General features: G+C 75.4%; 22 protein-coding genes. 9 read left to right on the forward strand and 13 right to left on the reverse strand.

The features are described from left to right. Positions 1 to 14 precede the first annotated feature (14 nt). Complete coding sequence (locus tag ACFZBX_RS32220) at positions 15 to 836, reverse strand: polysaccharide lyase (protein WP_391537342.1); 822 nt, start codon at positions 834 to 836, stop codon at positions 15 to 17. A gap of 76 nt (positions 837 to 912) precedes the next feature. Next, positions 913 to 2,499: a DUF3604 domain-containing protein gene (locus ACFZBX_RS32225; RefSeq protein WP_391537343.1), complete on the reverse strand. Its 1,587-nt coding sequence runs from the start codon at positions 2,497 to 2,499 to the stop codon at positions 913 to 915. 262 nt (positions 2,500 to 2,761) lie between these two features. On the opposite strand from ACFZBX_RS32225, the gene ACFZBX_RS32230 reads away from it, so the two are divergent. Continuing rightward, positions 2,762 to 3,784: a hypothetical protein gene (locus ACFZBX_RS32230; RefSeq protein ID WP_391537344.1), complete on the forward strand. Its 1,023-nt coding sequence runs from the start codon at positions 2,762 to 2,764 to the stop codon at positions 3,782 to 3,784. A 40-nt stretch (positions 3,785 to 3,824) separates the two neighbouring features. On the opposite strand, the gene ACFZBX_RS32235 is transcribed toward ACFZBX_RS32230, so the two are convergent. Next, positions 3,825 to 4,280 (reverse strand): MarR family winged helix-turn-helix transcriptional regulator, encoded by a 456-nt coding sequence (locus ACFZBX_RS32235; protein ID WP_391537345.1) that lies wholly within the window; start codon positions 4,278 to 4,280, stop codon positions 3,825 to 3,827. A 95-nt stretch (positions 4,281 to 4,375) separates the two neighbouring features. On the opposite strand from ACFZBX_RS32235, the gene ACFZBX_RS32240 reads away from it, so the two are divergent. Next, positions 4,376 to 5,254, forward strand: a complete 879-nt coding sequence (locus ACFZBX_RS32240; RefSeq protein ID WP_391537346.1) for an alpha/beta fold hydrolase — start codon at positions 4,376 to 4,378, stop codon at positions 5,252 to 5,254. A gap of 84 nt (positions 5,255 to 5,338) precedes the next feature. Here the strand turns inward: ACFZBX_RS32240 and ACFZBX_RS32245 are convergent, their stop codons facing one another. Beyond that, positions 5,339 to 6,085, reverse strand: a complete 747-nt coding sequence (locus ACFZBX_RS32245; RefSeq protein ID WP_391537347.1) for a TetR/AcrR family transcriptional regulator — start codon at positions 6,083 to 6,085, stop codon at positions 5,339 to 5,341. Between the two features lie 107 nt (positions 6,086 to 6,192). On the opposite strand from ACFZBX_RS32245, the gene ACFZBX_RS32250 reads away from it, so the two are divergent. Continuing rightward, a complete protein-coding gene (locus ACFZBX_RS32250) occupies positions 6,193 to 7,743 on the forward strand; it encodes an MFS transporter (protein ID WP_391537348.1) in 1,551 nt (516 codons plus the stop codon). Here the strand turns inward: ACFZBX_RS32250 and ACFZBX_RS32255 are convergent. Further along, a complete protein-coding gene (locus ACFZBX_RS32255) occupies positions 7,737 to 8,000 on the reverse strand; it encodes a dsRBD fold-containing protein (protein ID WP_380761206.1) in 264 nt (87 codons plus the stop codon). The genes ACFZBX_RS32250 and ACFZBX_RS32255 overlap by 7 nt on opposite strands. A gap of 322 nt (positions 8,001 to 8,322) precedes the next feature. On the opposite strand from ACFZBX_RS32255, the gene ACFZBX_RS32260 reads away from it, so the two are divergent. Continuing rightward, positions 8,323 to 9,333, forward strand: a complete 1,011-nt coding sequence (locus tag ACFZBX_RS32260; RefSeq protein WP_391537349.1) for a DMT family transporter — start codon at positions 8,323 to 8,325, stop codon at positions 9,331 to 9,333. An 18-nt stretch (positions 9,334 to 9,351) separates the two neighbouring features. Then, positions 9,352 to 10,011 (forward strand): DUF6629 family protein, encoded by a 660-nt coding sequence (locus ACFZBX_RS32265; protein ID WP_391537350.1) that lies wholly within the window; start codon positions 9,352 to 9,354, stop codon positions 10,009 to 10,011. Between the two features lie 38 nt (positions 10,012 to 10,049). Here ACFZBX_RS32265 and ACFZBX_RS32270 read toward each other — a convergent pair whose 3' ends face one another. Together ACFZBX_RS32270 and ACFZBX_RS32275 are read right to left on the reverse strand one after the other, a co-directional pair. Further along, positions 10,050 to 11,504 carry an MFS transporter gene (locus ACFZBX_RS32270; protein WP_391537351.1) on the reverse strand — a complete coding sequence of 485 codons (1,455 nt, stop codon included), beginning with the start codon at positions 11,502 to 11,504 and terminating at the stop codon, positions 10,050 to 10,052. Next, positions 11,501 to 12,133, reverse strand: a complete 633-nt coding sequence (locus ACFZBX_RS32275; RefSeq protein WP_391537352.1) for an ArsR/SmtB family transcription factor — start codon at positions 12,131 to 12,133, stop codon at positions 11,501 to 11,503. Before ACFZBX_RS32275 ends, ACFZBX_RS32270 begins: the two co-directional genes overlap by 4 nt. A gap of 281 nt (positions 12,134 to 12,414) precedes the next feature. Here ACFZBX_RS32275 and ACFZBX_RS32280 point away from each other — a divergent pair, with 281 nt between their 5' ends. After that, complete coding sequence (locus ACFZBX_RS32280; protein WP_391537353.1) at positions 12,415 to 13,311, forward strand: hypothetical protein; 897 nt, start codon at positions 12,415 to 12,417, stop codon at positions 13,309 to 13,311. Between the two features lie 96 nt (positions 13,312 to 13,407). Then, positions 13,408 to 15,138, forward strand: coding sequence for a DNA polymerase/3'-5' exonuclease PolX (gene polX / locus ACFZBX_RS32285; RefSeq protein WP_391537354.1), 1,731 nt, complete (start codon positions 13,408 to 13,410; stop codon positions 15,136 to 15,138). Between the two features lie 311 nt (positions 15,139 to 15,449). Here the strand turns inward: polX and ACFZBX_RS32290 are convergent, their stop codons facing one another. The 3 genes from ACFZBX_RS32290 to ACFZBX_RS32300 all read right to left on the reverse strand — a co-directional run bounded on the left by ACFZBX_RS32290 (position 15,450) and on the right by ACFZBX_RS32300 (position 18,016). Beyond that, the gene (locus ACFZBX_RS32290) at positions 15,450 to 16,133 is read right to left on the reverse strand and encodes a response regulator (RefSeq protein ID WP_391537355.1); all 684 of its coding nucleotides are present in this window, start codon (positions 16,131 to 16,133) and stop codon (positions 15,450 to 15,452) included. Positions 16,134 to 16,171: 38 nt separating this feature from the next. Then, positions 16,172 to 16,426 (reverse strand): hypothetical protein, encoded by a 255-nt coding sequence (locus ACFZBX_RS32295; RefSeq protein ID WP_391537356.1) that lies wholly within the window; start codon positions 16,424 to 16,426, stop codon positions 16,172 to 16,174. Between the two features lie 294 nt (positions 16,427 to 16,720). After that, positions 16,721 to 18,016: a sensor histidine kinase gene (locus ACFZBX_RS32300; RefSeq protein ID WP_391537357.1), complete on the reverse strand. Its 1,296-nt coding sequence runs from the start codon at positions 18,014 to 18,016 to the stop codon at positions 16,721 to 16,723. Positions 18,017 to 18,089: 73 nt separating this feature from the next. Between ACFZBX_RS32300 and ACFZBX_RS32305 the strand changes: the two genes are divergently transcribed. After that, positions 18,090 to 18,473, forward strand: coding sequence for a barstar family protein (locus ACFZBX_RS32305; protein WP_391537358.1), 384 nt, complete (start codon positions 18,090 to 18,092; stop codon positions 18,471 to 18,473). Positions 18,474 to 18,577: 104 nt separating this feature from the next. Next, complete coding sequence (locus tag ACFZBX_RS32310; protein WP_391537359.1) at positions 18,578 to 19,294, forward strand: (2Fe-2S)-binding protein; 717 nt, start codon at positions 18,578 to 18,580, stop codon at positions 19,292 to 19,294. Positions 19,295 to 19,328: 34 nt separating this feature from the next. Here ACFZBX_RS32310 and ACFZBX_RS32315 read toward each other — a convergent pair whose 3' ends face one another. From ACFZBX_RS32315 to ACFZBX_RS32325, 3 genes are all read right to left on the reverse strand, one after another. Next, the gene (locus ACFZBX_RS32315) at positions 19,329 to 20,300 is read right to left on the reverse strand and encodes a hypothetical protein (RefSeq protein ID WP_391537360.1); all 972 of its coding nucleotides are present in this window, start codon (positions 20,298 to 20,300) and stop codon (positions 19,329 to 19,331) included. A gap of 177 nt (positions 20,301 to 20,477) precedes the next feature. Next, positions 20,478 to 22,097, reverse strand: a complete 1,620-nt coding sequence (locus ACFZBX_RS32320) for an alpha-amylase family glycosyl hydrolase (RefSeq protein ID WP_391537361.1) — start codon at positions 22,095 to 22,097, stop codon at positions 20,478 to 20,480. 242 nt (positions 22,098 to 22,339) lie between these two features. After that, positions 22,340 to 22,993, reverse strand: a complete 654-nt coding sequence (locus ACFZBX_RS32325; RefSeq protein WP_391537362.1) for a bifunctional 4-hydroxy-2-oxoglutarate aldolase/2-dehydro-3-deoxy-phosphogluconate aldolase — start codon at positions 22,991 to 22,993, stop codon at positions 22,340 to 22,342. Positions 22,994 to 23,071: the final 78 nt, after the last annotated feature.

The following is a 23,071-nucleotide window of genomic DNA, read 5'->3' on the forward strand; positions in this document are numbered from 1 at the left end:
GATGGGCGGCCGGGTCAGAGCTGGGTGACGACGACGCTGTCGCTGTAGAGCACCACGTCGGGCCCGCCGGTCGGGTACGGGATGCCCTTGGCGGGGTTCCAGTTGGCGCGGTAGATCCCGGTCTTGAAGTACGGGGCCTGGTTCTGGTGGTAGTTGTTGAGCCCGCTGTGCGCGCCGACCTGCACGCCGTCGCGGTACACCGTGATCGAGCCGGGCGTGGTGGCGGTGGACCAGGTGATGTCGAACGCCCACTGGTTCCAGTGCCCGAACTGCACGGCGCCGAGCGGGATCACCGCCTCGGCGACGGTCGTCGGGCCGGTCAGCCAGTGCACCTTGAGGCGCCAGTTGCCGTCCTTGACGGTCAGCGCGATCGGCGGCTTGGTGTCACTGCCGTCGGAGAGCGGGTAGCCGTGCCACTGGGCGACGATGGTCTCGGTGGAGGTCTGCACCCAGTCGGCGGGCAGGTAGTCGGCGAGGGCGAAGCGGTAGCCGCCCCAGCCGAGGGCGTTCACGGCCACCTCGGAGCGGTAGGACGCGCCGTCGTTGGGGACGCTGAAGCGGGCGGCGAGGCCGGAGCCGCCGGCGGGGGCGCCGGTGACGGTGATGGAGCCGTTGCCGTCGATGCGCTGACGGGTCCAGTTGGCGACGGTGCCGGACTCGAAGTCGTCGGCGAAGACGGTCGTGGACGTCGTGGTGCTGGCGGACGTCGTGGTGCTGGCGGACGTCGTGGTGGCAGCGGTGCTCGCGACGGCCGCCGGGGCGGCCAGGGTGCCGGTGAGCAGGGCGGCGGCCAGTGCGGCGCCGGCGGAGCGGCGCGCGGAGGTGGTGACGGACATGGTGGTGCTCCTCGGTACGGGTTCGCTGGAACGGTGGGCGGTGACCGGGGCGGCCGGCCGACGACGGGTGCAGGCGTCAGCCGGCCCGTCGACAGGAGGCCGCCGGTCCGCCGCTTCCCGCGCCGCCCACCCAGGTCGGGCTGGACCACGCCCACTGGTCGTTCAGCTGCCGTACCCGCACGTGGTAGAAGTCGCCCTCCCCGCCCGGCCGTTCGTCGACCAGGTCGAGCTCAGCGGTGAGTTCCCGCCCGGGCACCGCCCGGTCGAAGCGGTAGGCGCCGGAGACGAAGCCGCCGAGGAAGCCGGTCCGCGGCCCCTCCCGCAACTCGCCGACGCGGTAGGAGGTTTCGACGCCGTTGACGATCGCCGTCAGCCTGGTCCGGTCGTCGCCGGCAACGGCCAGCGAGAAGCCCTGGGTGGCGTCGGTCGCGGTGTTCGGGTTGCCCTCGGTCACGGTGCGCAGCCGCAGCTCGCCCGGCCCGGTGCGCGACCAGTCGGACGGCCGGTACGTGGCGGGCTCGGCCTCGGCCGGCGCCACCGTCTCGGAACCGCGCAACCGGGGCTGCACGTCCAGCAGTTCACCGCCCTCCACGCGCAGGGTGACGTCCCAGCGCACGGCCGCCCCGCGCCGCCCCCAGCCGACGGCGAAGCCGAGCGTGCCGTCGAAGCCGGGCGCCGCGGCGGCGGAGGCGAGCAGTTCGGGCCGCGAGAGCCGGTGGATCGGTACGCCGTTGCGGACCACCTCGACATGGTCGAGGGCGTCCCGGCCGCGCACGGTGACCCGGATCCGGCGGCGGTCGGCGGACGGCGCCTCGCCGCCCATCGGCACGCCGTTGACGGAGGCCGCGAGCAGGATGCGGTCGCCGGTGATCGCGTAGGTGCGGCGTGCCTGGACCGCGTCCCAGACCGCGGCGCGGGTCAACTCGGGTGCCCAGACGGCGAGCCGGCCGTGGCCGTGGCTGCCAGGGAAGGCGCTGTGGTGGTCGGTGGAGCCGATCAGCCCGAACCGGTGGCCGAGCCGCAGCCCGTGCACGGCGGTGCCGGTGGTGTCGCGCGGCCCCATGGTGTGCAGGTAGGTGCGCGGCGCCTCGTCGGACTCGGCGCAGCCGTGCATCGACATCACCTCCACCACCGGGGCGAACTCCTCGGTGTACGCGGCCCAGTTGATGCCGCGCCGCCCGGTGCCATACCCGATGTGGTGCGGCAGCGCCCAGGTGCGCACGCCCTCGGCGGCGAGCGCCCGCAGCCGGGCACGCAGCGCGTCCAGATCGCCGGCGCGGATGATCTCGCCGCGCGGGCCGTCGAAGTACACGCAGTGGTCGCCGTACGCGAGGCTGTGCCACTCGAAGGACTGGAAGGTGACGAAGCGGCCGTCCTGGTGGGCGGCGGCGGTGACCTCCTGGACGTGCTCCCAGCGCTCGGCGAGCCGGGCGAAGCCCTCGGTGTGGTAGTCGACCAGGCCGGCCAGCTCGGGCGTTCGCTCGGGCAGGTCGTGCCACCAGCCGTGGCCGGTGACGCTGGCGAAGTCGAGCTGGAGGCGGGCGTTGGCGTAGGCGTCCTCGATGGGGCCGTGGCCGTAGCTGATCCCGCAGTGGTTGTGGAGGTCGCCGACATAGAGGCCGAGACCGCCGTAGCCGGGTGCGTCGGTGGTGGGGGCTGTCATCGGTGCGGGCTTCCTCTGTTTGATCGACTCTGAGAAGAAGTTTTCCCCGATCTTCGACGGAGGGTCAAGGCCGGGCCGAGCGGCGTTGCCCGATCGCCACAGGAGGAAACATGCGATTCACAGAATCACACCATGTGACAGGCCGCTTGCAGCCGAGGCGGCCGTCTCATCCCTTGCTTGGCCCGTCTCCCGCCACTTTCTATCGATCTGATAGAAAGTGGCGGAGAATCCACCCCAACCCCGTGAGGACGGCCCACCACCGATGCCGATCACCGCCCCGCCCGCCGCGCCCGACCTCTCCGGCTCGGCCCTGGTCCGCGCCCCCGAACGCCCCGAGCCCGGCTACTGGGCCGGCTGCCCGAGCGTGCGCTACGAACCCGACCGCGACCGCTTCCTGCTCACCTACCGCGAACGCCGCCCGCGCAACGCCGCCCCGTCGGCCGGTGCGGCCGACGCGACCGGTGTGGCCGGCGGCCAGGACCGGGGCTGGCGCTGCGCGGTGGCCGAGAGCCGGGACGGCGTGGAGTTCCACGACCTCTGGTCGGTGGAACGCGCCGACCTCGACTCGCCGTCCATGGAGCGCTTCGCCCTGCTCCGGCGCGACGGCGGCTATCTGCTCCACCTCAGCTACGTCGACCCCGCCGACCGCCGCTGGCGGATCGACGCCCTGCGCGCCGACACCCCCGAGGCCTTCGACCTCACCGCCCGCACCCCCGTGCTCACCGCCGCCGGCACCGGCACCGAGGGCGTCAAGGACCCCTACCTGCTCGAACACGACGGCGGCGTCCGGCTGTTCGCCACCGTCTCGCGCGCCCGCGCCTTCACCGCCGAGGAGCGCTCCCGCGCCCACGCCACCGCCGACATCCACACCACCGGCCTGACCGTCCAGCCCACCGCGCTCGCCGACTCCGCCGACGGCCTGCGGTTCACCACTCCGCCGGGCCGCGCCGCCGAGATCCTCGACGTCGGCCCGGCCGGTGCCTGGGACGCCTACGAGTCACGGATCACCGCCGTCCTGCCGGACGGCTCCGGCGGCTGGCTCGCCCTCTACGACGGCTCGGCCGACGCGAGCGGCAACTACGAGGAGCGCTGCGGCCTCGCCGCCTCCGCCGACCTGCGCCACTGGCGCCGCCTGACGCCGGACCGCCCGTGGCTGGACGTCCGCTATGCCGACGTGGTGGCGGCCCGCGGCCGCTGGTACCTGTACTACGAGCAGACCCGCCCGGACGGCGCGCACGAACTGCGGGTCGCCGTCCTCGACGAGTTCGCGGGCCTTCGCCCGTAGGCCCCCTCCGGCGAGGCCCGGCGCGGCCACCCGCCGGGCCTCACTCCGCCCGGGCCGCGGCCACCACCTCGGTCATCGTCTCCAGGAACCGCCGCGCCACCGCGAGTTCGGTATCCCCGAACGCGCCCATCGCGGCCACCAGATCGGCGATCAGCCCGCCGAAGAAGCCCTGGCCGAGCTCGACCGCGCGCTCCTCCACCAGCAGCCGCACCTTGCGTCGGTCCCCCGGATCACGCTCGCGCCGGATCAGCCCGAGCCGCTCCAGCCGGTCGACCAGCCCGGTCGTCCCGGCCGAGTTCAGCCCCAGCGCCTCGCCGAGCCGCCCCGGCGTGACCACCGTCCCGGCCCGCGCGGCGTCCAACAGATGGATCAGCGCCCGCAGATCGGTCGGGTGCAGGCCGTTCCGCGCGGCGAACTCGGCGCCGAACAGGTCGAGTTCGACGGTCAGCCCGCGCAGCAGATGGACCAGCTGCAACGGCGTCCGCTCCGGCTCCACCTCATCTCCTTCCCTCCGGAGTCCCCTCGACGTATTCTCTCGCTGGGCGAGATACATGCCCACCGAGCGAGTACGTCGAACCCTGGGGGAAGACTATGTCCGCACACCCTGCCACCGGCCCCACCCCCTCCTCCCTGGACGCCTTCCTCGCCGCCTACGACGAGGCCCTCGCCCACTGGCCGCTCCCCGTCGAGGCGCTCACCGTGCCCACGCCGTACGGCGCCACCCGGGTCAACGCCTGCGGTCCGCGCGACGGCCGCCCGCTGGTGCTGCTGCACGGCGGCGGCGCCACCGCCACCTGCTGGTCCGCCAACGCCGCCGCCCTCGCCGCCGGCCACCGGGTGCTCGCCGTCGACCTCATCGGCGACCCGGGCCGCAGCACCCTCGACCGCCCCCGCCTCGACGGCCTCCCCGAACTGCTCGGCTGGCTCGACGCCGTCCTCGACGGCCTGGACGCACCCGCCGCCGACCTGGTCGGCCACTCCTACGGCGGGTGGGTCGCCCTGCGGTACGCCCTGCACGCCCCCGCCCGGGTCCGGCGGCTCGCGCTGCTCGACCCCACCCAGTGCTTCACCGGATTCCGGGCCCGCTACCTGCTGCGTGTGCTGCCCCTCCTCCTCCCGCCGCGCACCGCCGCCAAGGCCCGCTCCTACCTCGGCTGGGAGAGCGGTGACACCGCCCTCGACCCCGCCTGGCGCGAGCTCTACGCCCTCGGCTTCGCGGCCTTCCCCGCCGCCCGGCCGGTCACCGGCCCCCGCCCCACCCCGGCGGAACTGCGCACCCTCACCGCCCCCGCCCTCGTCCTGCTCGCCGAACGGAGCCGCACCCACCACCCCCGCACCGTGGCCGCCCGCGCCCGCCACACCCTCCCGAACGCCACGGTCACCGTCCTGCCCGACACCTCCCACCACACCCTGCCGACGGCCCGCCCGGACGAACTGAACCGCCACCTCATCACCTTCCTGGCCCCCTGACGCCTTGACGCCCTGACGCCCGTCCACCCGCCCGCCCGGACCGGGCACCGGCGGCGGCGACGGCCGGCAGGGCGCACCCGCTCCTCAGGACTGCCGGCGTCCCACCAGGCCGGTGATCAGGGCGCCCAGCGCCACCTCCAGATCACCGCAGCGCTCACCCACGCCCACGAAGCCCACCTCGGCCAGCACCTGACCCAGTGCGGGGAGTTGCTCGCGGTCCGCGGACTCGATGACGGCGCGGCGCTGGCTGGGCTCGCGGGGCGGGCTGACGGGGTGTTCGAAGAGCAGTTCGCCGAGGACCAGGTGCCAGCAGGCGCGGAAGGCGGTCAGCGCGCGCCCGGGCGGCAGTCCGGCGGCCATCAGGTCGGCGAGGCAGGCGTCGTTGAACGCCAGCGCGTTCCGGGCGACGAGTTCACCGCGGATCAGGACGTGCAGCACCCAGGCGTGCCCGACCATGTAGTCGTGGGCGCCGAGCAACCGGTTCAGCAGCCGCTCCCGCGGGCCCGCGCCCGGGACGTCGACCGGGATGCCCTCGGCGATCTGCTCCAGGACGGCGATGAGCAGGGCCTCACGGTCGGTCACATGCCGGTACAGCGACGCGGGCGCCGTGCCGAGCTCGGTGGCGACGGCCCGCATGGTGAGGGCGTCGATGCCGTCGCGCTCGATCACCCGGCGCCCGGCGGCGACCACCCCGGCCGTGGTGAGCCCGGGGCGCGGCCGCTTGCGGCCGTACTTGCCGCGCTCGGCGTCCAGCCCCTCCGCACCCCCCACCCCGGCCGCCCCGTCCGCCTGCTGTTCGCCGACGCCGGGCCGGCTTCTTCGCTCTGACACGCCGCCATCCTGCCACGTCCGCGCCAAGCCGCCGCCGACCTGGGCGCTTGCACCGCTGGGCAAGTAAGGCTTACCTTACGCGAACAACGTTCGCATCGGAGGTCACCATGCCCGAAGCCGCGCCGCCCCGCGCCACCGCCCCACCCGCACCCACGTCCACGCCCGGGGATTCCCACCGCACCGGTGTCCGCCCCGGCCTGGTGCTGGCCACCGTCTCCGTCTGCCAGCTGATGGTCACGCTGGACGCCAGCATCGTGAACATCGCGCTCCCCGCGATGGGCGAGTCCCTCGGCTTCGCCGACGGCTCGCTGCCGTGGGTGGTCAACGCCTACGCGCTCGCCTTCGGCGGACTGCTGCTGCTCGGCGGCCGGATCGCCGACCTCGTCGGACACCGCCGCGCGCTGCTCTCCGGCCTGGTGCTGTTCGGCCTCGCCTCGGTGCTCGGCGGGTTCGCGCAGACCCCTGCGCAACTGGTCGCGGCCCGGGCCGGCCAGGGCGTGGCGGCCGCCGTCCTGGCCCCGATCGGGCTGACCCTGATCATGGTGACCTTCGCCGAGGGCGCCGCCAGGGCACGGGCCCTCGGCATCTGGTCGATGGTGACGGCGGGCGGCAGCGCGCTGGGCGTCCTGCTCGGCGGTGTGCTGACGGACCTGCTCGACTGGCGCTGGGTGTTCTTCGTCAACGCGCCGATCGTGCTCGTCGGCCTGCTCCTGGCGGTCCGCTCGGTGCCCGTCGGCCGCCCGTCGCTCACCGGCCGACCCGATGTGCCCGGCGCCGTGCTCGGCACCGGCGCGATGACCGTCCTGGTCTACGGGCTGATGGAGACCGACCGCCACCCGTGGGGCTCGGCCCGTACCCTCGGCACGCTCGGCGCCGCCGTCCTGCTCGGACTGCTCTTCCTGCTCTGGGAGGCGCGGTTCGCGCGGGCGCCGATCGTCCGGCTGGGTGTGCTGCGGGAGCGGACGGCGTGGCTGTCGAGTCTGCTCGTGACCCTGCTCGGGGCGGGCATGCTGGCCGGCTTCTACTTCAGCTCGCTGTTCCTGCAGAACGTCCTGGGCTACGGCCCGCTGGCGGCCGGCGCCGCGTTCCTGCCGTTCTGCGCCGGAACGGCGGCGGGCAGCATGATCGCGAGCCGCCTCACCGCCCGCTTCGGCGGCCGGGCCACGCTCACCGGCGCGCTGCTGCTCTCCGCGCTGGGGATGCTCTGGTTCGGCGGGCTCGCCCTGGACTCCGACTATCTGACCGGATTCGCCGGGCCGTCGATCGTGGCCAGCGTGGGCGTCGGCATCTGCATGGTCGCCAACACCGCGATGGGCACCTCAGGCGTCGACCCGCGCGAGGCCGGGCTGGTCAGCGGACTGCTCAACGCCGGCCGCCAGTGCGGCGGCAGCATCGGGCTCGCCGTCCTGTCGACGCTCGCGGTGGCCGCCACCCGCCGGGCCGCCACGGACGGGGACACCGCACGGGCCGCCCTCGCCGCCGGCTACGACCACGCGTTCGTGATCACCGCCGGGCTGCTCGGCGTGGCCGCCCTGGTCGCGGTGCTGTTCGTCCCGCCGCGCCGAACCGCCGAGCGGTCGGCGCGGGCGTCGGGGTCGGGGTCGGCGTCGAAGTCGAAGTCGAAGTCGGGGACAACGGAGGCTTCGGCGCGTCAGTAGATGAGGTACCCGGGCCGGTGGCCCTCGTCCTCGATCTCCCCGTCGGCCTGCGCCCTCAGCTTGCGCGACAACGCCTCCAGCGCGCGCGAGGCCGCGACCTCCTCGCCGATCCTGGCGAGCGGGCGGTCGTCCACGCTCCTGGTCGACTCCCCGTGCGCGCTCAGGCCCGGGGCCCGGGCGCCGGTCAGCCTCGCCTGGCATCCGGTGTGGACGCCGTCCTCCTCGAAGCTCAGCTCCACAGCCCACTCGTTGTGCATGCCACACCTCCTGGCGGCGGCGCTCCCCCGGCGCGCCTGCTCGGGCCGGTACGGGCGGTGCTCCCGCCACGGCCGCTCCCACCAGCGTGCGCCCCCCGGCGCGGCGGGGGCAACCGGGCGGACGGCCGCGCCATCCGCCCCCCGGTCCGCCGCGACCCGCCACGACCCGCCGTGCGGCGCGGCTCCACGGGTCCGCGCCGCACCCCGGCGGTAGGCTGGGCCCAACGTGCCGATGCCGCGGGACACCCCGCTCCGGAGCGTGGAGCCGCCCCGGAGTCCGGCGGCGGTGCGGTGCGGTCAACAACCCTCGGGTGGTCCCTCCGTGGCGGTCTTCGTCCTGGCCCTGAGCGCCGCCTGCTTCCTGGGCCTCGGATTCGTCCTCCAGCAGCACGCGGCGCAGCAGGCACCGCGTTCCGACCTGCTGCACTGGCGCCTGCTGCTGGACCTGCTGCGGATGCCGGGGTGGCTGCTCGGCACCGGGTTCATGATCACCGGACTGATCCTCTCCGCGCTCGCGCTCAACCAGGGCGAGGTCTCGCTCGTCGAACCGCTGCTCGCCACCAACCTCATCTTCGCGATGGCGCTCGCCCGGGTGCTGACCCGCCAGACGCTCGGACGCTCCGGCTGGGCCGGGGTGCTGCTGCTCGCGCTCGGCGTGACCGCGTTCATCGTGGCGGGCCGCCCCACCGGCGGCGGTCCGCCGGCGAGCGAGCTGAGGCACTGGCTGGTGGTCGGCACGGTGGTCGGCCTCACCCTGCTGCTGATCTCCACGGCCCGCCGGCTGCCGTTGTTCGAGGAGGCGACGGTGCTCGCCCTGGCCGCCGGCCTGCTCTACGGCCTCCAGGACGCGCTCACCCGAGCCACCACCCAGCGGCTCGACCAGCAGGGGCTGGAGGCGGTGCTGCGCAGCTGGCAGCCGTACGCGGTGGTGGCGGCCGGGGTGGTCGGGCTGCTTCTGGTACAGAGCGCCTTCGAGGCCGCACCGCTGCGGATGTCCCTGCCCGCGCTGACGGCCGCCCAGCCGATCACCGGGATCGCCTGCGCGGTGGGGTTCCTCGGCGACCGCCTCCGGGTCACCCCCGGCGCACTGGCCTGGCAGGCGGCCGGCCTGGTGGCCGTCGTGATCGGTGTGGTGGTGATCGGCCGTCACCCGGCCATGCCCGGCACCACCGGGGACATCCTGGAGTCGATCGGCGAAGTCCCGGGCGGCTCGGCGGAGAAAGACGCGGACGACGCGGACGACGCGGACGATCCGCCCACCGATCCACCCACCGAGCCGCCCACCGAGCCGCCCACCGACCCTCCCCCGGCCCCACCCACCGACCGCGACTGACCGGCCGCAGGAGCCCCCATGTGCTGGAGTGCCCGCGCGGACCTGGCCGTCGGCGGCGCGGTGACGGCCGTCGGTGTGCTCTGCCTGGTCCGAACCCACCAGGCCGGCCGCCCGGAACGCCTGCCGCTCGCCGCGCTCCCTCTCGTGCTCGGCGTGCACCAGTTGATCGAGGCCGCCGTCTGGCTCGGCGCCGACGGCGATCTGCCCGCCGCCCCGGCCGCCTGGGCCCGCACGGCCTGGGCGGTGATCGCGCTGCCGCTGCTCCCCCTGCTGGTACCGGTCGGCGTACGCCGCGCGGCCGTCGACGCCGGACCGTCCCGGCGGCGGCTGCTCACCGCGCTGGTCCTCCTCGGCCTCCTGGTCGCCGTGCCACTGGCCCACACCGTCGCCACCCACCCGGTCGGCGTCACCGCCCACGCCCACACCCTCGACTACCGCATCGGCATCCCGCACCCGGCCCTCCTCCTCTCGGGCTACCTCCTCGCCACCGTCGGCGCCCTGCTCATCAGCGGCGACCGCCGCCTGCGCCGCCTCGGCCTGCTCACCGCCGCCGGTGCCCTGGCCTGTGCCCTCCTCTGGCGCCTGGCCTTCATCTCCACCTGGTGCGCCCTCGCCGCCCTCACCTCCGTCCTCCTCCTCCGCTGGACCCCCTCACGCCCGCACCAGCCACCCCCATGACCGCCCCGGTCCCCCGGTCGATCACCCCCTCCCTTCCGTCACTCCGCCCTGACTCCCGCCGTCGCCTGCGCCGAGGCAGGCGGGGCCGGCGAGACCGGCGAGGCCGACGCAGCAGGCGGGGCAGGTACCGCGGCCGCCGGTTCGCTGCTCGCGTCGGTGGCCTCCACCGGGCCGTGGCCACGCTTGCGGTCCATCTCCCGCCACTCCGGTCGCAGACCGGACAGCGTGGTGACGACGAAATACAGACCGCCGCACGCGAGCAGCACCGGTATCAGCCCCGTCGTCGCCACCGCCGCGCCGGCGAGCAGGCCGCCCAGCGGGATGCCGGCCCAGGCGAGCGAGTCACCCAGGGCGTTGACCCGCCCCAGCAGGTGGCGCGGCACCCGCTCGAACAGGATGGCGCCGAGGATCGGGTTGATGAACCCACCCCCGAAGCCGCTCACCACGAACACCCCGACCACCACGCTCATCGGCACGTCCAGCGCCAGGACGACGAACCTCGGGGCCCCGCAGAGCAGGAAGCCGGCGAAGAACACCGTGCGCCGTGGCAGCCGGTGGGCGATGGCCGCCGCGATCAGGCTGCCGGCCACCGCCGCGATCCCCCAGACCGTCCCGGTCACGCCGATCGCGGCCGGGCCGCCGCCCGACTCCCGCGCCCAAACCGGGACCAGCACGGTCAGGAACGCGGCGTCCAGGAGGTTGGTCACCGCGATCATCACGATGATCGTCATCAGCAGCGGTTCACGCCGCAGGAACGCGAATCCCTCCCGGAACAGCTGCCAGTAGCCGGCGGGCTCTTCCTCACCGTCCTCGGTGCCGGACGAAGCCGGTGCCGGAGCCGATGCCGGGGCCGGGACGGAGGCGCCGCCCGTCCCGCGCGGCAGCGCGACGGCGATGACCAGCGAGCCGAGGGCGAAGGCCGCCGCATTGGCCGTCAGGCCGGCCATCGGACCGAGCAGGGCGACCAGCCCGCCACCGACCGCCGGGCCGATCGTGCCGGCCAGCCGCTCGGTCACACCGGACAGACCGGTGGCCCGCTCCAGCGGGATCCGGCCCAGCTCGGCCGCCTCGGGAATCATGACCTCCTTGGCGAGGTCCCCCGGGCCGCGGGCGGCGCCGATCACGGCGACCATGACCAGCAGCAGCCAGAACGGCAGCAGCCCGAGGCCGTGCAGCAGCGGCACCAGGCCGGCCGCGACGGCGCTCACCGCGTCCGTGGTCCAGGAGACGACCCGTGGTCCGAGCCGGTCGATCACCGGCCCGGCTAAGGCCTTGACCAGCACATAGGGCGCCAGCTCGACGAAGGCGACCAGGCCGGTCATCGTGGCGCTGCCGGTGGTGGCGAGCACGAACCACGGCAGGGCGATGGCCGACACCCGGGTGCCGGTCAGCGAGACGGCCATCGCCACCAGCACGCCGACCACCGGCCGCAGGCTGCGCGGCGCGGCCGCCGTGGCCGGGGTCGAGGAGGTGGCCGGGGCGGGCGCGGTCATGATCGCCCCTCCGGTTCCTCGACGCTCGCCCCGCCCTGCGGCTCGGGCAGCACATGGACGACCACGGCCACCCGGTCCGTGCCCTCCGGCCCGGGCGTTCCCGGCTCGATCCGGCGGTAGCGGGCGACCACCGCCGCCAGCTCCCCGGCCAGCGACCGGGCCTCCTCCGGGGTGATCTGGAGCACCATGTCGCTGAAGTCCATCGCGTTCCGCCACTCGACCGGCATGGTCTCCAGCGAGTTGAGCGCCGTCTGCGCGGTCAGCGTGTGCGAGGCCAGGATCGAGCGCAGATACCCCATCGCCGCCTCCGGATCCTGGTCCGCGAGGTCGGTGTCCGTCCACCACGTCACCTGGTGGACCGCCTTCCACCAGCGGTCCCGGGCGTTTCCGCGCTCGGTGTCCTCGGCGACGAAGCCCGCCGCCGCCAGCTGGCGGAGGTGGTAGCTGGTCGCGCCGGAGTTCAGCCCGAGCTGCTCGGCCAGCCTGGTGGCGGTCGACGGGCCGTTCTTGCGGAGCAGCCCGACCAGCTGCACGCGCACGGGGTGGGCCAGCGCGCGCAGGCCCTTGGCATCGATCACGACATCGGTCTGCGGGTCCGGACTGTGCGGCCACCTGCGGTCATCGGTCATGGCAGCACCATAGGACCGCAAAGGACTCTTCGCAAAGGATTTTTGCGAAGAACTCTTTGCGGATTCGAACAGGACGGGGGCGCACGGCACCGGGCGCGCGCCGGTCCGGTGCTCCCGCCGGTCGGCGGGTGACGGCCCCGCTGGTCGGAGGGGTGGCAGTGCCCCCCGGGGCCCGAGGGCCGGATTGTCACCCGAGCGGCGGGGGCGCAGGCTTGGCGCAGGGCCGGGGAAGCGGCCCGCACCGGGCCGCCCTGGAGGCGGCGGGGACGAGGGGCAGGACGATGGCAGGCGGGAAGCTCTGGGGCCGCGTCGCGTCGGGCGCCCGGGCGCTGGGCGGGTTCGGCCCGTTCGGGCGGTCCGGGGCGCTGACGGGTGCGCGGCTGCTCAAGGGCGTCGGCGGGGGCGGGCGGCCGGAACCGGGTGGGCGCGCGAGAGTGCTCGGAGGCGTGGCCGGGACGGCGGGCGCCGGTGCTCCGGGGCGCTCCGGGCCCGGCGGCATGGCCGGGCCGCAGTTGCTGTCGCGGCCCGAGCTGGAACGGCTGCGCTGGACGGACCGGGCCGGCGGCTGCGTGCCGGACGCGCGCCACGTGCAGCCGGCCGAGCTGGTGGGACGGGTGCTGCGCGGCGGCGGCCGGGCGTCGGCGGTGACCGTACGGGTGCCGGTGGGGCTGCCGGTGGTGGTCGCGGACTCGGTGCGCCTGGAGGCGGCGCTGGCCGCCCTGGTGGACCACGCGATCCGCCGCAACCCGCCGGGCACCCGGGTCCTGGTCCGCGCCGACCCGCTGCCGGGACCGGGGCCGGGGCCGGACGGTGACCGGCCCGGCGGCCCGGGCGGCCGGGGCGGCTGGGCGGAGGCGGGGTTCGCCGAGGCCTTCGGCGGACCGGACCCATGGGCGGGCGAGCCGGCCCGGGTCGAGCTCCGGGTGGTGGACCGGGGCACGTCGCAGCCCCCGGACACCAGGCACTGGCTGCTCGGCGCGGCGTACGGCGCGGGGCCGGACGACGCCGCTCCGGACGACGCCGCTCCGGGCAACGCCGGGCCGAACGACACCGACCCGGGCCGCGTCGGCCCGTCGATGTCGGGCCTGGTCCGGGCGGCCGGGGGCCGGCTCGCGGTGGAGCAGACACCCGGCGGCGGGCTCACGGTGGTCGTGGTGCTGACCGTCGCACGGGACTGAGCACGGGCCGGGCGGGCACGGCCCGCAGCGCCGGGGCCCGCCCCCGGCCCCGCCCGCGCGAGCGCCGCGGCCGGTCCGCGAACCTAGACTGGCCCCATGGCCCGGCTCAACGACAAGGCCAGGGAGCTGCTCCAGGAGTACGCCGACCTGATCTCGATCACCGGTGGCGACGCCTTCCGCGCCCGCGCCTACGAGAAGGCCGCCCGGGCGGTCGGCGGCCACCCCGAGGACATCGACGGCCTGGACGTCAAGGGGCTCCAGCAGATCCCGGGCGTCGGCAGGTCCACCGCCGAGAAGATCGCCGAGTACCTCGCCGACGGCCGGATCGAAGCGCTGGAGGCGCTCCGGGCGAAGATCCCGGGCGGGGTCCGCGCCATGATGTCGATCCCGGGCGTCGGCCCGAAACGCGCCCTCGCCCTCTACCGCGACCTCGGCATCGCCTCCGTCGACGAGCTCGCCGAGGCGATCCGCGCCGACCGGCTGAGCGAGGTGCCCGGCCTGGGCGAGCGCAGCGGCGAGAAGATCCTGCACGGCATCGAGCTGATGCGGCAGTCCGGCGGCCGCACCCTCCTGGACACCGCCACCGCGCTGGCCGACCAGCTGGTCGCGGCGCTGCGGGAGGTGCCGGGGTGCACCCGCTGCGCGTACGCGGGGTCGCTGCGCCGGATGCGCGAGACGGTCGGCGACATCGACGTGCTGGCCACCGCCGAGGACTCGGCGCCGCTGATGGCCGCGCTCACCGGACTCCCCTACGTGGCCGAGGTGATCGGCACCGGGCCGACCAAGACCTCGGTGCGCACCACGGACGGCGTCCAGGTGGACCTGCGGGTGGTCCCCGAGGAGGACTGGGGCGCGGCGCTGGTGTACTTCACCGGCTCGAAGGCGCACAACATCAAGCTCCGGACGATGGCGGTCCGGGCCGGGCTGAAGCTCTCCGAGTACGGGCTGTTCGAGGTCGAGGGCGGCGGGAAGGTCGTCTCGGCGAGCGAGGACGAGGTGTATGCGGCGCTCGGCCTGCCGTGGATCGCGCCGCCGCTACGCGAGGACCGCGGCGAGATCGAGGCCGCGCTCAACGGCGAACTGCCGGAACTGGTGACCGAGGAGGACCTGCGCGGCGACCTGCACACCCACACCGACCTGACCGACGGGCTGGCCACCCTGGAGGAGATGATCGACACCGCGGCCGCCCGCGGTTACGCGTACTTCGCGGTCACCGACCACGCCCCCGACCTGGTGATGCAGCGGATGACCGACGAGAAGATGCTCGCCCAGCGGGAGCGGCTGCGCGAACTGGCCGGCCGCCACCGCCGGATGCGGCTGCTGCACGGCACCGAGCTGAACATCGGACCGGACGGCGGCGTGGACTGGGACGCCGGCTTCCTGTCCGGGTTCGACGTCTGCGTGGCCTCCGTCCACTCGCACTTCGGCGCGGACCGGGACGCCCAGACCCGCCGGCTGGTCCGGGCGTGCGAGAACCCGCACGTCCACGTCATCGGCCACCTCACCACCCGGCGGATCGGCCGGCGCGGGCCGATCGACGTCGACCTGGACGCCGTTTTCAAGGCCGCCGCCCGGACCGGCACCGCCATCGAGATCAACAGCTCGCCCCAGCGCCTCGACCTGCGGGACGAGGACGTGCTGCGGGCCAGGCGCCACGGCGTGAAGTTCGCGATCGACAGCGACGCGCACGCCACCCCGCACCTCGCCTACCCCCGGTACGGGATCGGCACCGCGCAGCGCGCCTGGCTGACCGCCGAGGACGTGATCAACACCTGGCCGTGGCAGCGGCTGAAGCGCTTCCTGCGCAAGGACGCGCTGCGCGACTGAGCCGCCACCCCCGGAGACCAGGTGTGTCCGATTCGAGAAATTTGACGGATTTCGGATAATTCATTCCGAAACCCCTGGTGCATCCGCCGTCCCGGGCGCATCATGGTGGTGGACCTGCGGGGTCGTAGAGGAAGTTCGACCGCAGGAGGCAGTGGCGACAGATCGAGACGGATCAGGGTCTGCCGCTGGTACCTCGGTCGACGATCGAACCATTCGGCCGGAGGACTTCACGTCCGGAAGCCATCCTCCACCTCGCAGGTTCCGCACGTCCGCTCGACGCGTCGCCGTCGCAGCCACCGTCACCGTCACCGTCACTGCGCGGACGGCACCGCGTACCCCATCTCCCAGGCGTGCACGGCGATGCCGACCCGGTTCTGCACCCCGAGCTTGCGCTGGATGCTCGCCACATGGGTCTTCACCGTCCCCGGTGAGATGAACAGCTCGGCGGCGATGTCCGCGTTGGTCCGCCCGGCCGCGACCTGACCGGCGATCTCCACCTCTCGTTCGGTCAGCGGCGCCGCCGGGGCGGCCCTGCGGTCCACCCGCCGGGGCGCGGTCACGTGCTGCAACAGCCGCACCGTGACCGACGGGCTGATCAGGCTCTCCCCGCCCGCCGCCGCCCGGACCGCCTCGGCCAGCAGCGCCGGACCGGACCGCTTCAGCAGGAACCCGGAGGCCCCGTGCCGCAGCGCCGGGTAGACGTACTCGTCGAGGTCGAAGGTGGTCAGCACCACCACCCGCACCGGCGTCACCGCCCCCGGAGCGGCCAGCCGCCTGGTCAGCTCCAGGCCGTCCATCCGGGGCATCCGGATGTCCACCAGCGCGACGTCCGGGCGCAGTTCGGCCGCGAGTTCGAGCGCGGCGAGGCCGTCGGCCGCCTCGCCGACCACGGTGATGTCGGGCTGGGCGTCCAGGATCCGCCGCACGCTTCGGCGCACGGCCTCCTGGTCGTCGGCGATCAACGTGCGGATGGGCTCCGGGTTCGGACTCGTCACGCCCGGCAGTCTCGCACGGCTCCCCGGCCGGTCCCGACTCAGCAGGTCGCGGTGCCCTTGAGGCCGGTCGCCCTGCCGTCGTGCGGCACGGCCGTGTGCAGTGGCACCTCGCCGCGGAACCGCGCGTCACCGTTGGCGAAGCCGGTGCGACTCGCCTCCAGGGTGAGCGTGTCGCCCCCCGGCGTCCAGGTGGTCCACTCCTCGCCGATCCCGTCCGACCGGAACCAGCGCGTCACCTCGACGTCCTGACGGCCGGTCGCGACGAGGTCGGTCGGGTCCTGGTACCGCGTCACGACGTCCAAGGTGCTGCCGCTGAAGCCGAAGACCGTCGACTCGGGGGTGGCGTCCCCCGGCCTCGGCGCAGCCGGCGACGGCGGCCGGCAGGACGGCCACGCCCGGCGCGGCGCCCGCGACGGGCGGGGGCGGTCGGCTCGGACGTGGTGGCAGGGGCGGCCGTGGCGGCTCCTCCATCGACGGACGCGGCGGTCACACCCACGAGCATCGCCGCCCACGAGCATCGCCGCCCGCCACCCGCCGCGCCGCTGCCGTCTGCCGATCGGCAGATCCGTCCCGGACGCCCCCGGTCCCTACCGGACGGGCAGCTCGCAGCCGGTGCGCCACCCCACCGGGCGCAGCGGCCCCGACTCCAGCGTTCCGCCGTGCGCGGCGAGCCGTTCGGCGAGCGCCACCAACCCGGTTCCGCCGACGCCCGGCCGGCGCCGCAGCAGGCCCCTGACCCCGGAGCCGCTCCCGCCGTCGTCGCTGACCGACACGACCAGCACACTCGAAGCCGAGGCCCCGCCCCCGCCGGACCGCACCTCCACCCGCACCACCGCCTCGCCCGCACCGGGCGCGTGCCGCCGCACATTGGTGAGCCCCTCCAGCACCACCGCGTACGCGGCCGCCTCCGCCTCCCCGGAGAGCAGCCCCGTCACCTCCGGGGCCGCCTCCAGCCGGGCCCGGGTCGGCCCGGTCCGGCCGAACCGGCCCACCAGCTCCGGCAGATCCGCCAGCCCGTACACCCGGGTGGCACCGTCGGCGCCGCCCGCGCCCACGCGCGGCCGCCCGTCGACCCCGTCCTCGCGCGGCTCCCGCAGGGCGCCCACCATCGCGTCCATCGAGTCCAGCGCGCGCAGCCCGGCCTCCTCCAGCCGGCGCAGCAGCGCGGCCGTCTCCTCCGTCTCCTGGCCCGGCAGTTGTCCGGCCTGCGCCTCCAGCACGATGCCGGTGATCTCGTGCGCCACGAAGTCGTGCAGCCCCCGCGCGACCTCCAGGCGCTGCTCGCGCCGGGCCCGGTCGACCGCCCGCTCGCGCCGCGCGTCCAGCGCCCGCAGGTAGAGGCCGGCCCCGACCACCACGACCAGCGGCAGCAGCGACGCCAGTACGGCGATCACCGAACCGGTCCAACCCGCGTTCGGGGTCCGGGCGGTGAAGCGCAGCGGCACGGCCAGCGCCGCCGTGACGGTCAGCGTGCCGACCAGGCCCGCCCACCGGCCACGGGAGCGCCGGGACACCCGCCCCGCCAGCGCCAGCAGCGCCGCCCACTCCAAGGGCAGCCAGAACGCGGGCAGCCGGTACGGACCCGGGTAGGCGAGGTCGAGCAGCAGCGAGAGCGCGGCGACGCCACCCGCCGCCCCGGCGAGCGTCACCCGCCGCCACGGCCACGGGAAGGCGGCCACCAGGACCGTCACGGCGGCCTGCGACGCCACCAGCAGCGCGGCCGCGTGCTGCCCCGGACGCGCCAGGACGACGGGCAGCAGGGCGACGACCGCCCCCACCACCCCGACCGGCCGCCGCAGCCGCGCGCCGGAGGCGGACAGCCGGCCACCGGGGACGGGAGGAACGCCGGAGGCGGAGGGCACGGGGCCGGACTCGGCAGACATGCCCCCGAGCCTAAGGTCAGGGCGGCCACCGCCCTCCCGGTCCGGCCCCGACCGCCCCGTATCCTGCGAGGTCATGACGACGGTGTACATCCTGGACGGCACGCGGATCAGGACGACGGACGACTTCTGGCGCGCGATCGGCGAGGCGGTCAACGGCCCCGGCGGCTACTTCGGCCGGAACCCCGACGCGTTCGCCGACTGCCTCGGCGGCGGGTTCGGCACGCCGGACGACGACTTCACGGTGGAGTGGCGCGACCACCAGGTCTCCCGCGAGCACCTGGGCCATGCCGAAACGGTTCGTCAGTCGGAGCTCCTGCTGGCCCGCTGCCACCCCTCGAACCGTCCGGCCGTCGCCGCCGAACTGGCCGAGGCGCGGGCGGGACGCGGGCCGACGGTGTTCGACCGGCTGGTCGCGATCTTCGAGCAGCGCGTCCCGGGCGCCCTGCGACTGCTGTGACGATCGCCCCCGAGGCGCCGCACGGTACCGTTCCTCCGAGCCGACGCCGGTGGCCCCGCCGGTGAACGGCCCCGGCACGGAGACGGACCAGGAGGACCAGCCCGATGAGCGAAACGCCGCCGCCCGACTACGGCCGGCTCGCCGCCGTCGGCCCGTACTTCGCCCTGGACGCCGCCACCGCGCCCGGCCAGGACCCGCCGCCGGGCTTCCGGCCGCTGCGGGAGTTCTACGCCCCCGGCCCGGACGGGCCGTTGGCGGACCGGGTGCGCGAGGTGGCCCGGCGGCTGGGCACCGGCGAGCCTCGGGTCGCGGCGTCCGTCCTCCACCTCGGCCTGGCCGCCCGGTTCTGTTCGGTGGGCCTCGGCGCGGCCGCCCTGCTCGGCGAGCTGCCCGGCCTGGAGCCCGCCCGGGCGTGGGTCCGGGTCCCCGAACAGGGGCCGATCGACCTGTGGTCGCCGTACCGGCACGCGCCGGCCGACCCGGCCCCGCTCGCCGAGCGCTTCCGGCGGACCGTCGTCGAGGGGTGGCTGGCGGACCTCGCGGCGGCCGTGCGCTCGGCGGTCCCGCTCTCCGACGGGCTGCTGCGGGGCAACGCGGCCTCCGCGCTGGCGGGCGCGCTGCGCGTCCTCGACACCCCGACGGCCCGCGCACTCGTCGCCGAGGCGCTCGACCGACCGCCGCTCGCCGGTACCGGGACGCTCACCGGGACATCGGCCGGCGCCGCCTTCCGGCGCAACAGCTGCTGCCTCTACTACCGGACCGGACCGCGGGCGGGTGTCTGCGGCGACTGCTGCTTCACCCGCCCGCCGGGCCGCCGCTGAACCCGAGCCGCCCCCGAGCCACCCCCGAGGCGGCCTACCGCTCCAGCGTCGCCGCCAGCAGGTTCGGGTCGGTCAGGGTGAAGAAGGCGGCACTCGGCACGTACACGGTGTCGCCGCCGATCCCGACCGACGTGGGGTTGGAGAGGCCGTCGGCCGCGTCGAGGACGGTGTGCCGGGTGCCGTCCGGACCGATGTACACGACCTCGTTGGAGGGGTTGAGCGCCGCGAGCAGGTCGTCGCCGGCGCCGACGAAGGCGAAGTCGTCGAGCCCGGGCAGGCCTCCGGCGTGGACCTCCACGGGGCCGGCGGCGCCGTCCGGGCCGACCGGGATGCGCAGCACGGACCCGGTGTCGGTGTTGCCGACCCACACGGCGCCCCGGTGCACCTTGAGACCGTTGGCTCCGAAGGCGCTGACGGGCTTGAGCGCGGCGTCGTCCGACCAGACCGCCGGGGCCCCGCCGTCCAGCGGGACGACCCGGACCAGGCCGAGCGCCGAGTCGGCGGAGTACAGCACGCCCGCGTGCTCGTCCAGCGCGAGGCCGTTGGGCAGGCTGTCCACGGGGAACGCGGCGATCCGCTCGGGCTCCTCACCGGGGCAGAGCCGCCAGACGCCGGTGAGGTCCTCGGTGCCGGTGGCATAGGTGAAGTACAGCGTGCCGTCGTGGGCGCGGGCCAGGCCGGAGACGACGGCCGCGCCGATCAGGGGGGTCGCCGGGTGCTCGGGCGCGGGCATGGTGGCCAGGACGGTGAGCCGGCCGTCGGGGGCGACCCGGCCGACCTGGCGGGCGTTGGAGAAGGTGAGGTCCACCGCGCCGTCGGGCTCCACGGCGATGTTCTCGGGCTGGAGGCCCTGGGCGAGGTCGAAGTGGGCGACGAACCGGGGGTCGGACAGCGGCGGGGCCACGGCCACGGCGGGAGTGACGGCGAGCAGCGCCAGCGCGAGGGCGGCGGCGGGCAGGCCGGACAGCAGGGCGGCGCGGGCCGGACGACGGAACGGTCGGGGCACGGCGGTACTCCTCGGGGGCGGCGGGAACGGCACAGGGCCAAGAGAGCACGCCGTGCCCGGCCGCCCCGGCGGCGGCGGGCCGCGCCGCCGCGAGGATCCCCCGGTCGGCCGCGCACCACGGGGCGGACCGAAGTCCGCCCCCGGTGGCCGAGGACTCACACACCGTCCCGCGCGGCGCTACCCCAACTGGAACACGCCGTACGAGAACCCGTCCGCCCGCAGTTCGCCGCCCGCGCCGACGCTCACGCCCTGCACGTCCAACGGCAGCGCCCGCCCGGACGCCCCGGAGCCGCCGACGCCGCCGCCGAACGCCACGTCCGCCGGGACGACCGCCGGCTCCCGCCGCGGGTTGACCACCACCAGGTAGCGCCCGGCCCGGGTGTATACCAGCGGGTACCCGGCGTGCCGCACCTCCACCGAGCCCCGCGCGCCCAGGCCCGGGTGCGCCCGGCGTAGCGCGATCAGCCGCCGCACGGTGTGCAGCAGCGAGGTCGGGTCGGCCCGCTGGGTGGCGACGTCCGGGCGGTGCGGGTCCGGGTCGACCGGCAGGTAGAGCCGCTCGGCGGGCGCCGTGGAGAAGCCCGCGTTCGAGCCGGGCGTCCACTGCATCGGCGTGCGCGAGCCGGCCCGGTTGTACGTCGGGCCGAGCACGCTGCCCTCGGTGTCGGGCAGGTCCGGGACGTAGCGCATGCCGATCTCGTCGCCGTAGTAGACCGCCGGCAGGGTCGGCCAGGTGAGCAGCAGGGCGAAGGCCGGGGCGAGCTGCTCGGCGGTGCGCGGTCCGGTGGCCAGCCGGGAGAAGTCGTGGTTGGCGGTCGGGACGGCGATGTGCCCGGCGCCCTCGGTCAGTTCGGCCGCCGCGCGCCAGGCGTCCAGGAACGGCTGCGGGGTGCCGCGCCCCTCGGCCTCGAAGTAGCACGGGCCCTGCTTCCAGAACTCCTGCACCGTCCCGGCGTTGTTGTTCCACAGCGAGCGCAGCGGCAGGCCGTCGTCCGGACCGCCGAACTGGAGGAGGAAGTCGGCGTGGAAGCCGGCCGCGACGGCGGCGCCCGGCTCGCCCCACTCGGCGAACAGCGCGGCCTGCGGGTGGTCGCGGTCCAGCCAGTCGCGCAGCTCGTTCCAGAGCTTGCCGGTCTCGACGAAGCCGGGGTCGTCCTTGACCAGCGAGTAGGCCATGTCGACCCGGAAGCCGGCCACGCCGAGGCCGAGCCAGTGGTCCATGATCGCGCGCAGCGCGGCGCGGTTGGCGCGCGGGCCCTCGGCGTCCACCGGCCGGCGCCAGGGCTCGTCCGGGTTCTCGCGCGCGAAGCCGAAGTTGAGCGCCGGCTGGCAGTCGAAGAAGTTCGGCCGGTACCAGCCGGGCCGGCTGCCCGGCGAGGCGACGAAGCCGTCCACCGGCCGCTCGGACCAGATGTAGCGGTGGTCGGACGGGTCCTGCGCCGAGGCCTGGAACCAGGGGTGCCGGTCGGAGGTGTGGCCGGCGACCAGGTCCAGCAGGACCCGGATGCCCCGGCGCCGCGCCGCGTCGACGAGGACGGCGAGGTCGTCGGCGGTGCCGTAGCGCGGGGCGGGGGTGAAGTAGTCGGTGACGTCGTACCCCGCGTCGCGGAACGGCGAGTCGAAGCACGGGTTCAGCCAGACCGTGTCCACGCCCAGCCAGGCGAGGTGGTCGAGGTGCTCGGTGATGCCCGCGAAGTCGCCGATGCCGTCGCCGTCGGAGTCGGCGAAGGTCTGGGGGTAGATCTGGTACAGCACGGCGTCGGTCAGCCACTCGGGGCCGGGGCGGGTCGAGGTCATGGGTGGGATCCTCCTGCCGGGTACCGGGGGGCTACCGATTCTCGTCGAATCCCGGCCGCCCCAACAGCCCGGCCCGGCCACTCCTGGGCCTCCGCGCGTTTCCCGGAAGCAGCCCCGGGGCGTGCCGCGCGCCGTCCCGAGCCCCTTCCACTCCCCCGCGCCCCCCTGCTCCCCCGGCGCGGCCCCCCGCGCGCCCGGCCGCCGACCCCGCCGAAGACCGGGACGGCCGCCGGGCACGCCCGCTAGCGGACCGCGCAGGCCTCCGTGAACGCCCGCGCCCGCCGGGTGATCTCGGCCCAGTCCCCGGCCGCGACCACCTCCGGCGCCACCACGTCCGTCCCGGCGCAGACCGCGAGCGCGCCGTGCGCCAGGAACTCCGCCGCGTTGCCCGCGTTGACGCCGCCGGAGGCGACCAGCGGGACGTCCGGGTAGGGGCCGCGCAGGTCCTTGAAGTAGCCGGGTCCGAAGGCCCGAGCGGGGAAGATCTTCACGGCGGCGGCGCCGAGGTCCACGGCCTGGGCCACCTCGGTCGCGGTGAGCGCGCCGAGCACCACCGGGACCCGGGCCGCGTGCGCGGCGTCCGCGACCTCGGGCCGCAGGCCGGGGGTGACCAGGAAGGACGCGCCGACGGCGAGCCCGCGCTCGGCCTGCTCGGCGGTGAGCACGGTGCCGACGCCGACGCGGTAGCCGGCCTGCGCCGCCTTGCGCAGATGGGTCGTCACATCCGGTGTGGTGAAGGTGAACTCGGTCCAGGTGATGCCGCCCTCCGCCAGCGCCGCGCAGAGCGCGGCGGCGTCCGGGATCCGCGGGGCGCGGACGACCGCGATCACCGGTTCGGCGGCGAGCGCGGCCCGCGCCGCCGCCACCATCGCCTCGGCGGACGCCTTCCGGTTCACCGGACCCGGGTTCACCGGACCCGGGTTCGCGGGGCTCGGGTTCGCGGGGCGCGGGTCGACGACATTCGGATTCGCAGG

Origin of the sequence: Kitasatospora sp. NPDC008115 (assembly GCF_042957205.1) — a bacterium.
Lineage (GTDB): Bacteria > Actinomycetota > Actinomycetes > Streptomycetales > Streptomycetaceae > Kitasatospora.

What these genes read in the sequence shown, in the direction of transcription:
- ACFZBX_RS32220 (WP_391537342.1), bottom strand. Translation starts at nt 836, where the DNA reads ATGTCCGTCACCACCTCCGCGCGCCGCTCCGCCGGCGCCGCACTGGCC.
- ACFZBX_RS32225 (WP_391537343.1), bottom strand. Translation starts at nt 2,499, where the DNA reads ATGACAGCCCCCACCACCGACGCACCCGGCTACGGCGGTCTCGGCCTC.
- ACFZBX_RS32230 (WP_391537344.1), top strand. Translation starts at nt 2,762, where the DNA reads ATGCCGATCACCGCCCCGCCCGCCGCGCCCGACCTCTCCGGCTCGGCC.
- ACFZBX_RS32240 (WP_391537346.1), top strand. Translation starts at nt 4,376, where the DNA reads ATGTCCGCACACCCTGCCACCGGCCCCACCCCCTCCTCCCTGGACGCC.
- ACFZBX_RS32250 (WP_391537348.1), top strand. Translation starts at nt 6,193, where the DNA reads ATGCCCGAAGCCGCGCCGCCCCGCGCCACCGCCCCACCCGCACCCACG.
- ACFZBX_RS32255 (WP_380761206.1), bottom strand. Translation starts at nt 8,000, where the DNA reads ATGCACAACGAGTGGGCTGTGGAGCTGAGCTTCGAGGAGGACGGCGTC.
- ACFZBX_RS32265 (WP_391537350.1), top strand. Translation starts at nt 9,352, where the DNA reads ATGTGCTGGAGTGCCCGCGCGGACCTGGCCGTCGGCGGCGCGGTGACG.
- ACFZBX_RS32270 (WP_391537351.1), bottom strand. Translation starts at nt 11,504, where the DNA reads ATGACCGCGCCCGCCCCGGCCACCTCCTCGACCCCGGCCACGGCGGCC.
- ACFZBX_RS32275 (WP_391537352.1), bottom strand. Translation starts at nt 12,133, where the DNA reads ATGACCGATGACCGCAGGTGGCCGCACAGTCCGGACCCGCAGACCGAT.
- ACFZBX_RS32280 (WP_391537353.1), top strand. Translation starts at nt 12,415, where the DNA reads ATGGCAGGCGGGAAGCTCTGGGGCCGCGTCGCGTCGGGCGCCCGGGCG.
- polX (WP_391537354.1), top strand. Translation starts at nt 13,408, where the DNA reads ATGGCCCGGCTCAACGACAAGGCCAGGGAGCTGCTCCAGGAGTACGCC.
- ACFZBX_RS32300 (WP_391537357.1), bottom strand. Translation starts at nt 18,016, where the DNA reads ATGTCTGCCGAGTCCGGCCCCGTGCCCTCCGCCTCCGGCGTTCCTCCC.
- ACFZBX_RS32305 (WP_391537358.1), top strand. Translation starts at nt 18,090, where the DNA reads ATGACGACGGTGTACATCCTGGACGGCACGCGGATCAGGACGACGGAC.
- ACFZBX_RS32310 (WP_391537359.1), top strand. Translation starts at nt 18,578, where the DNA reads ATGAGCGAAACGCCGCCGCCCGACTACGGCCGGCTCGCCGCCGTCGGC.
- ACFZBX_RS32320 (WP_391537361.1), bottom strand. Translation starts at nt 22,097, where the DNA reads ATGACCTCGACCCGCCCCGGCCCCGAGTGGCTGACCGACGCCGTGCTG.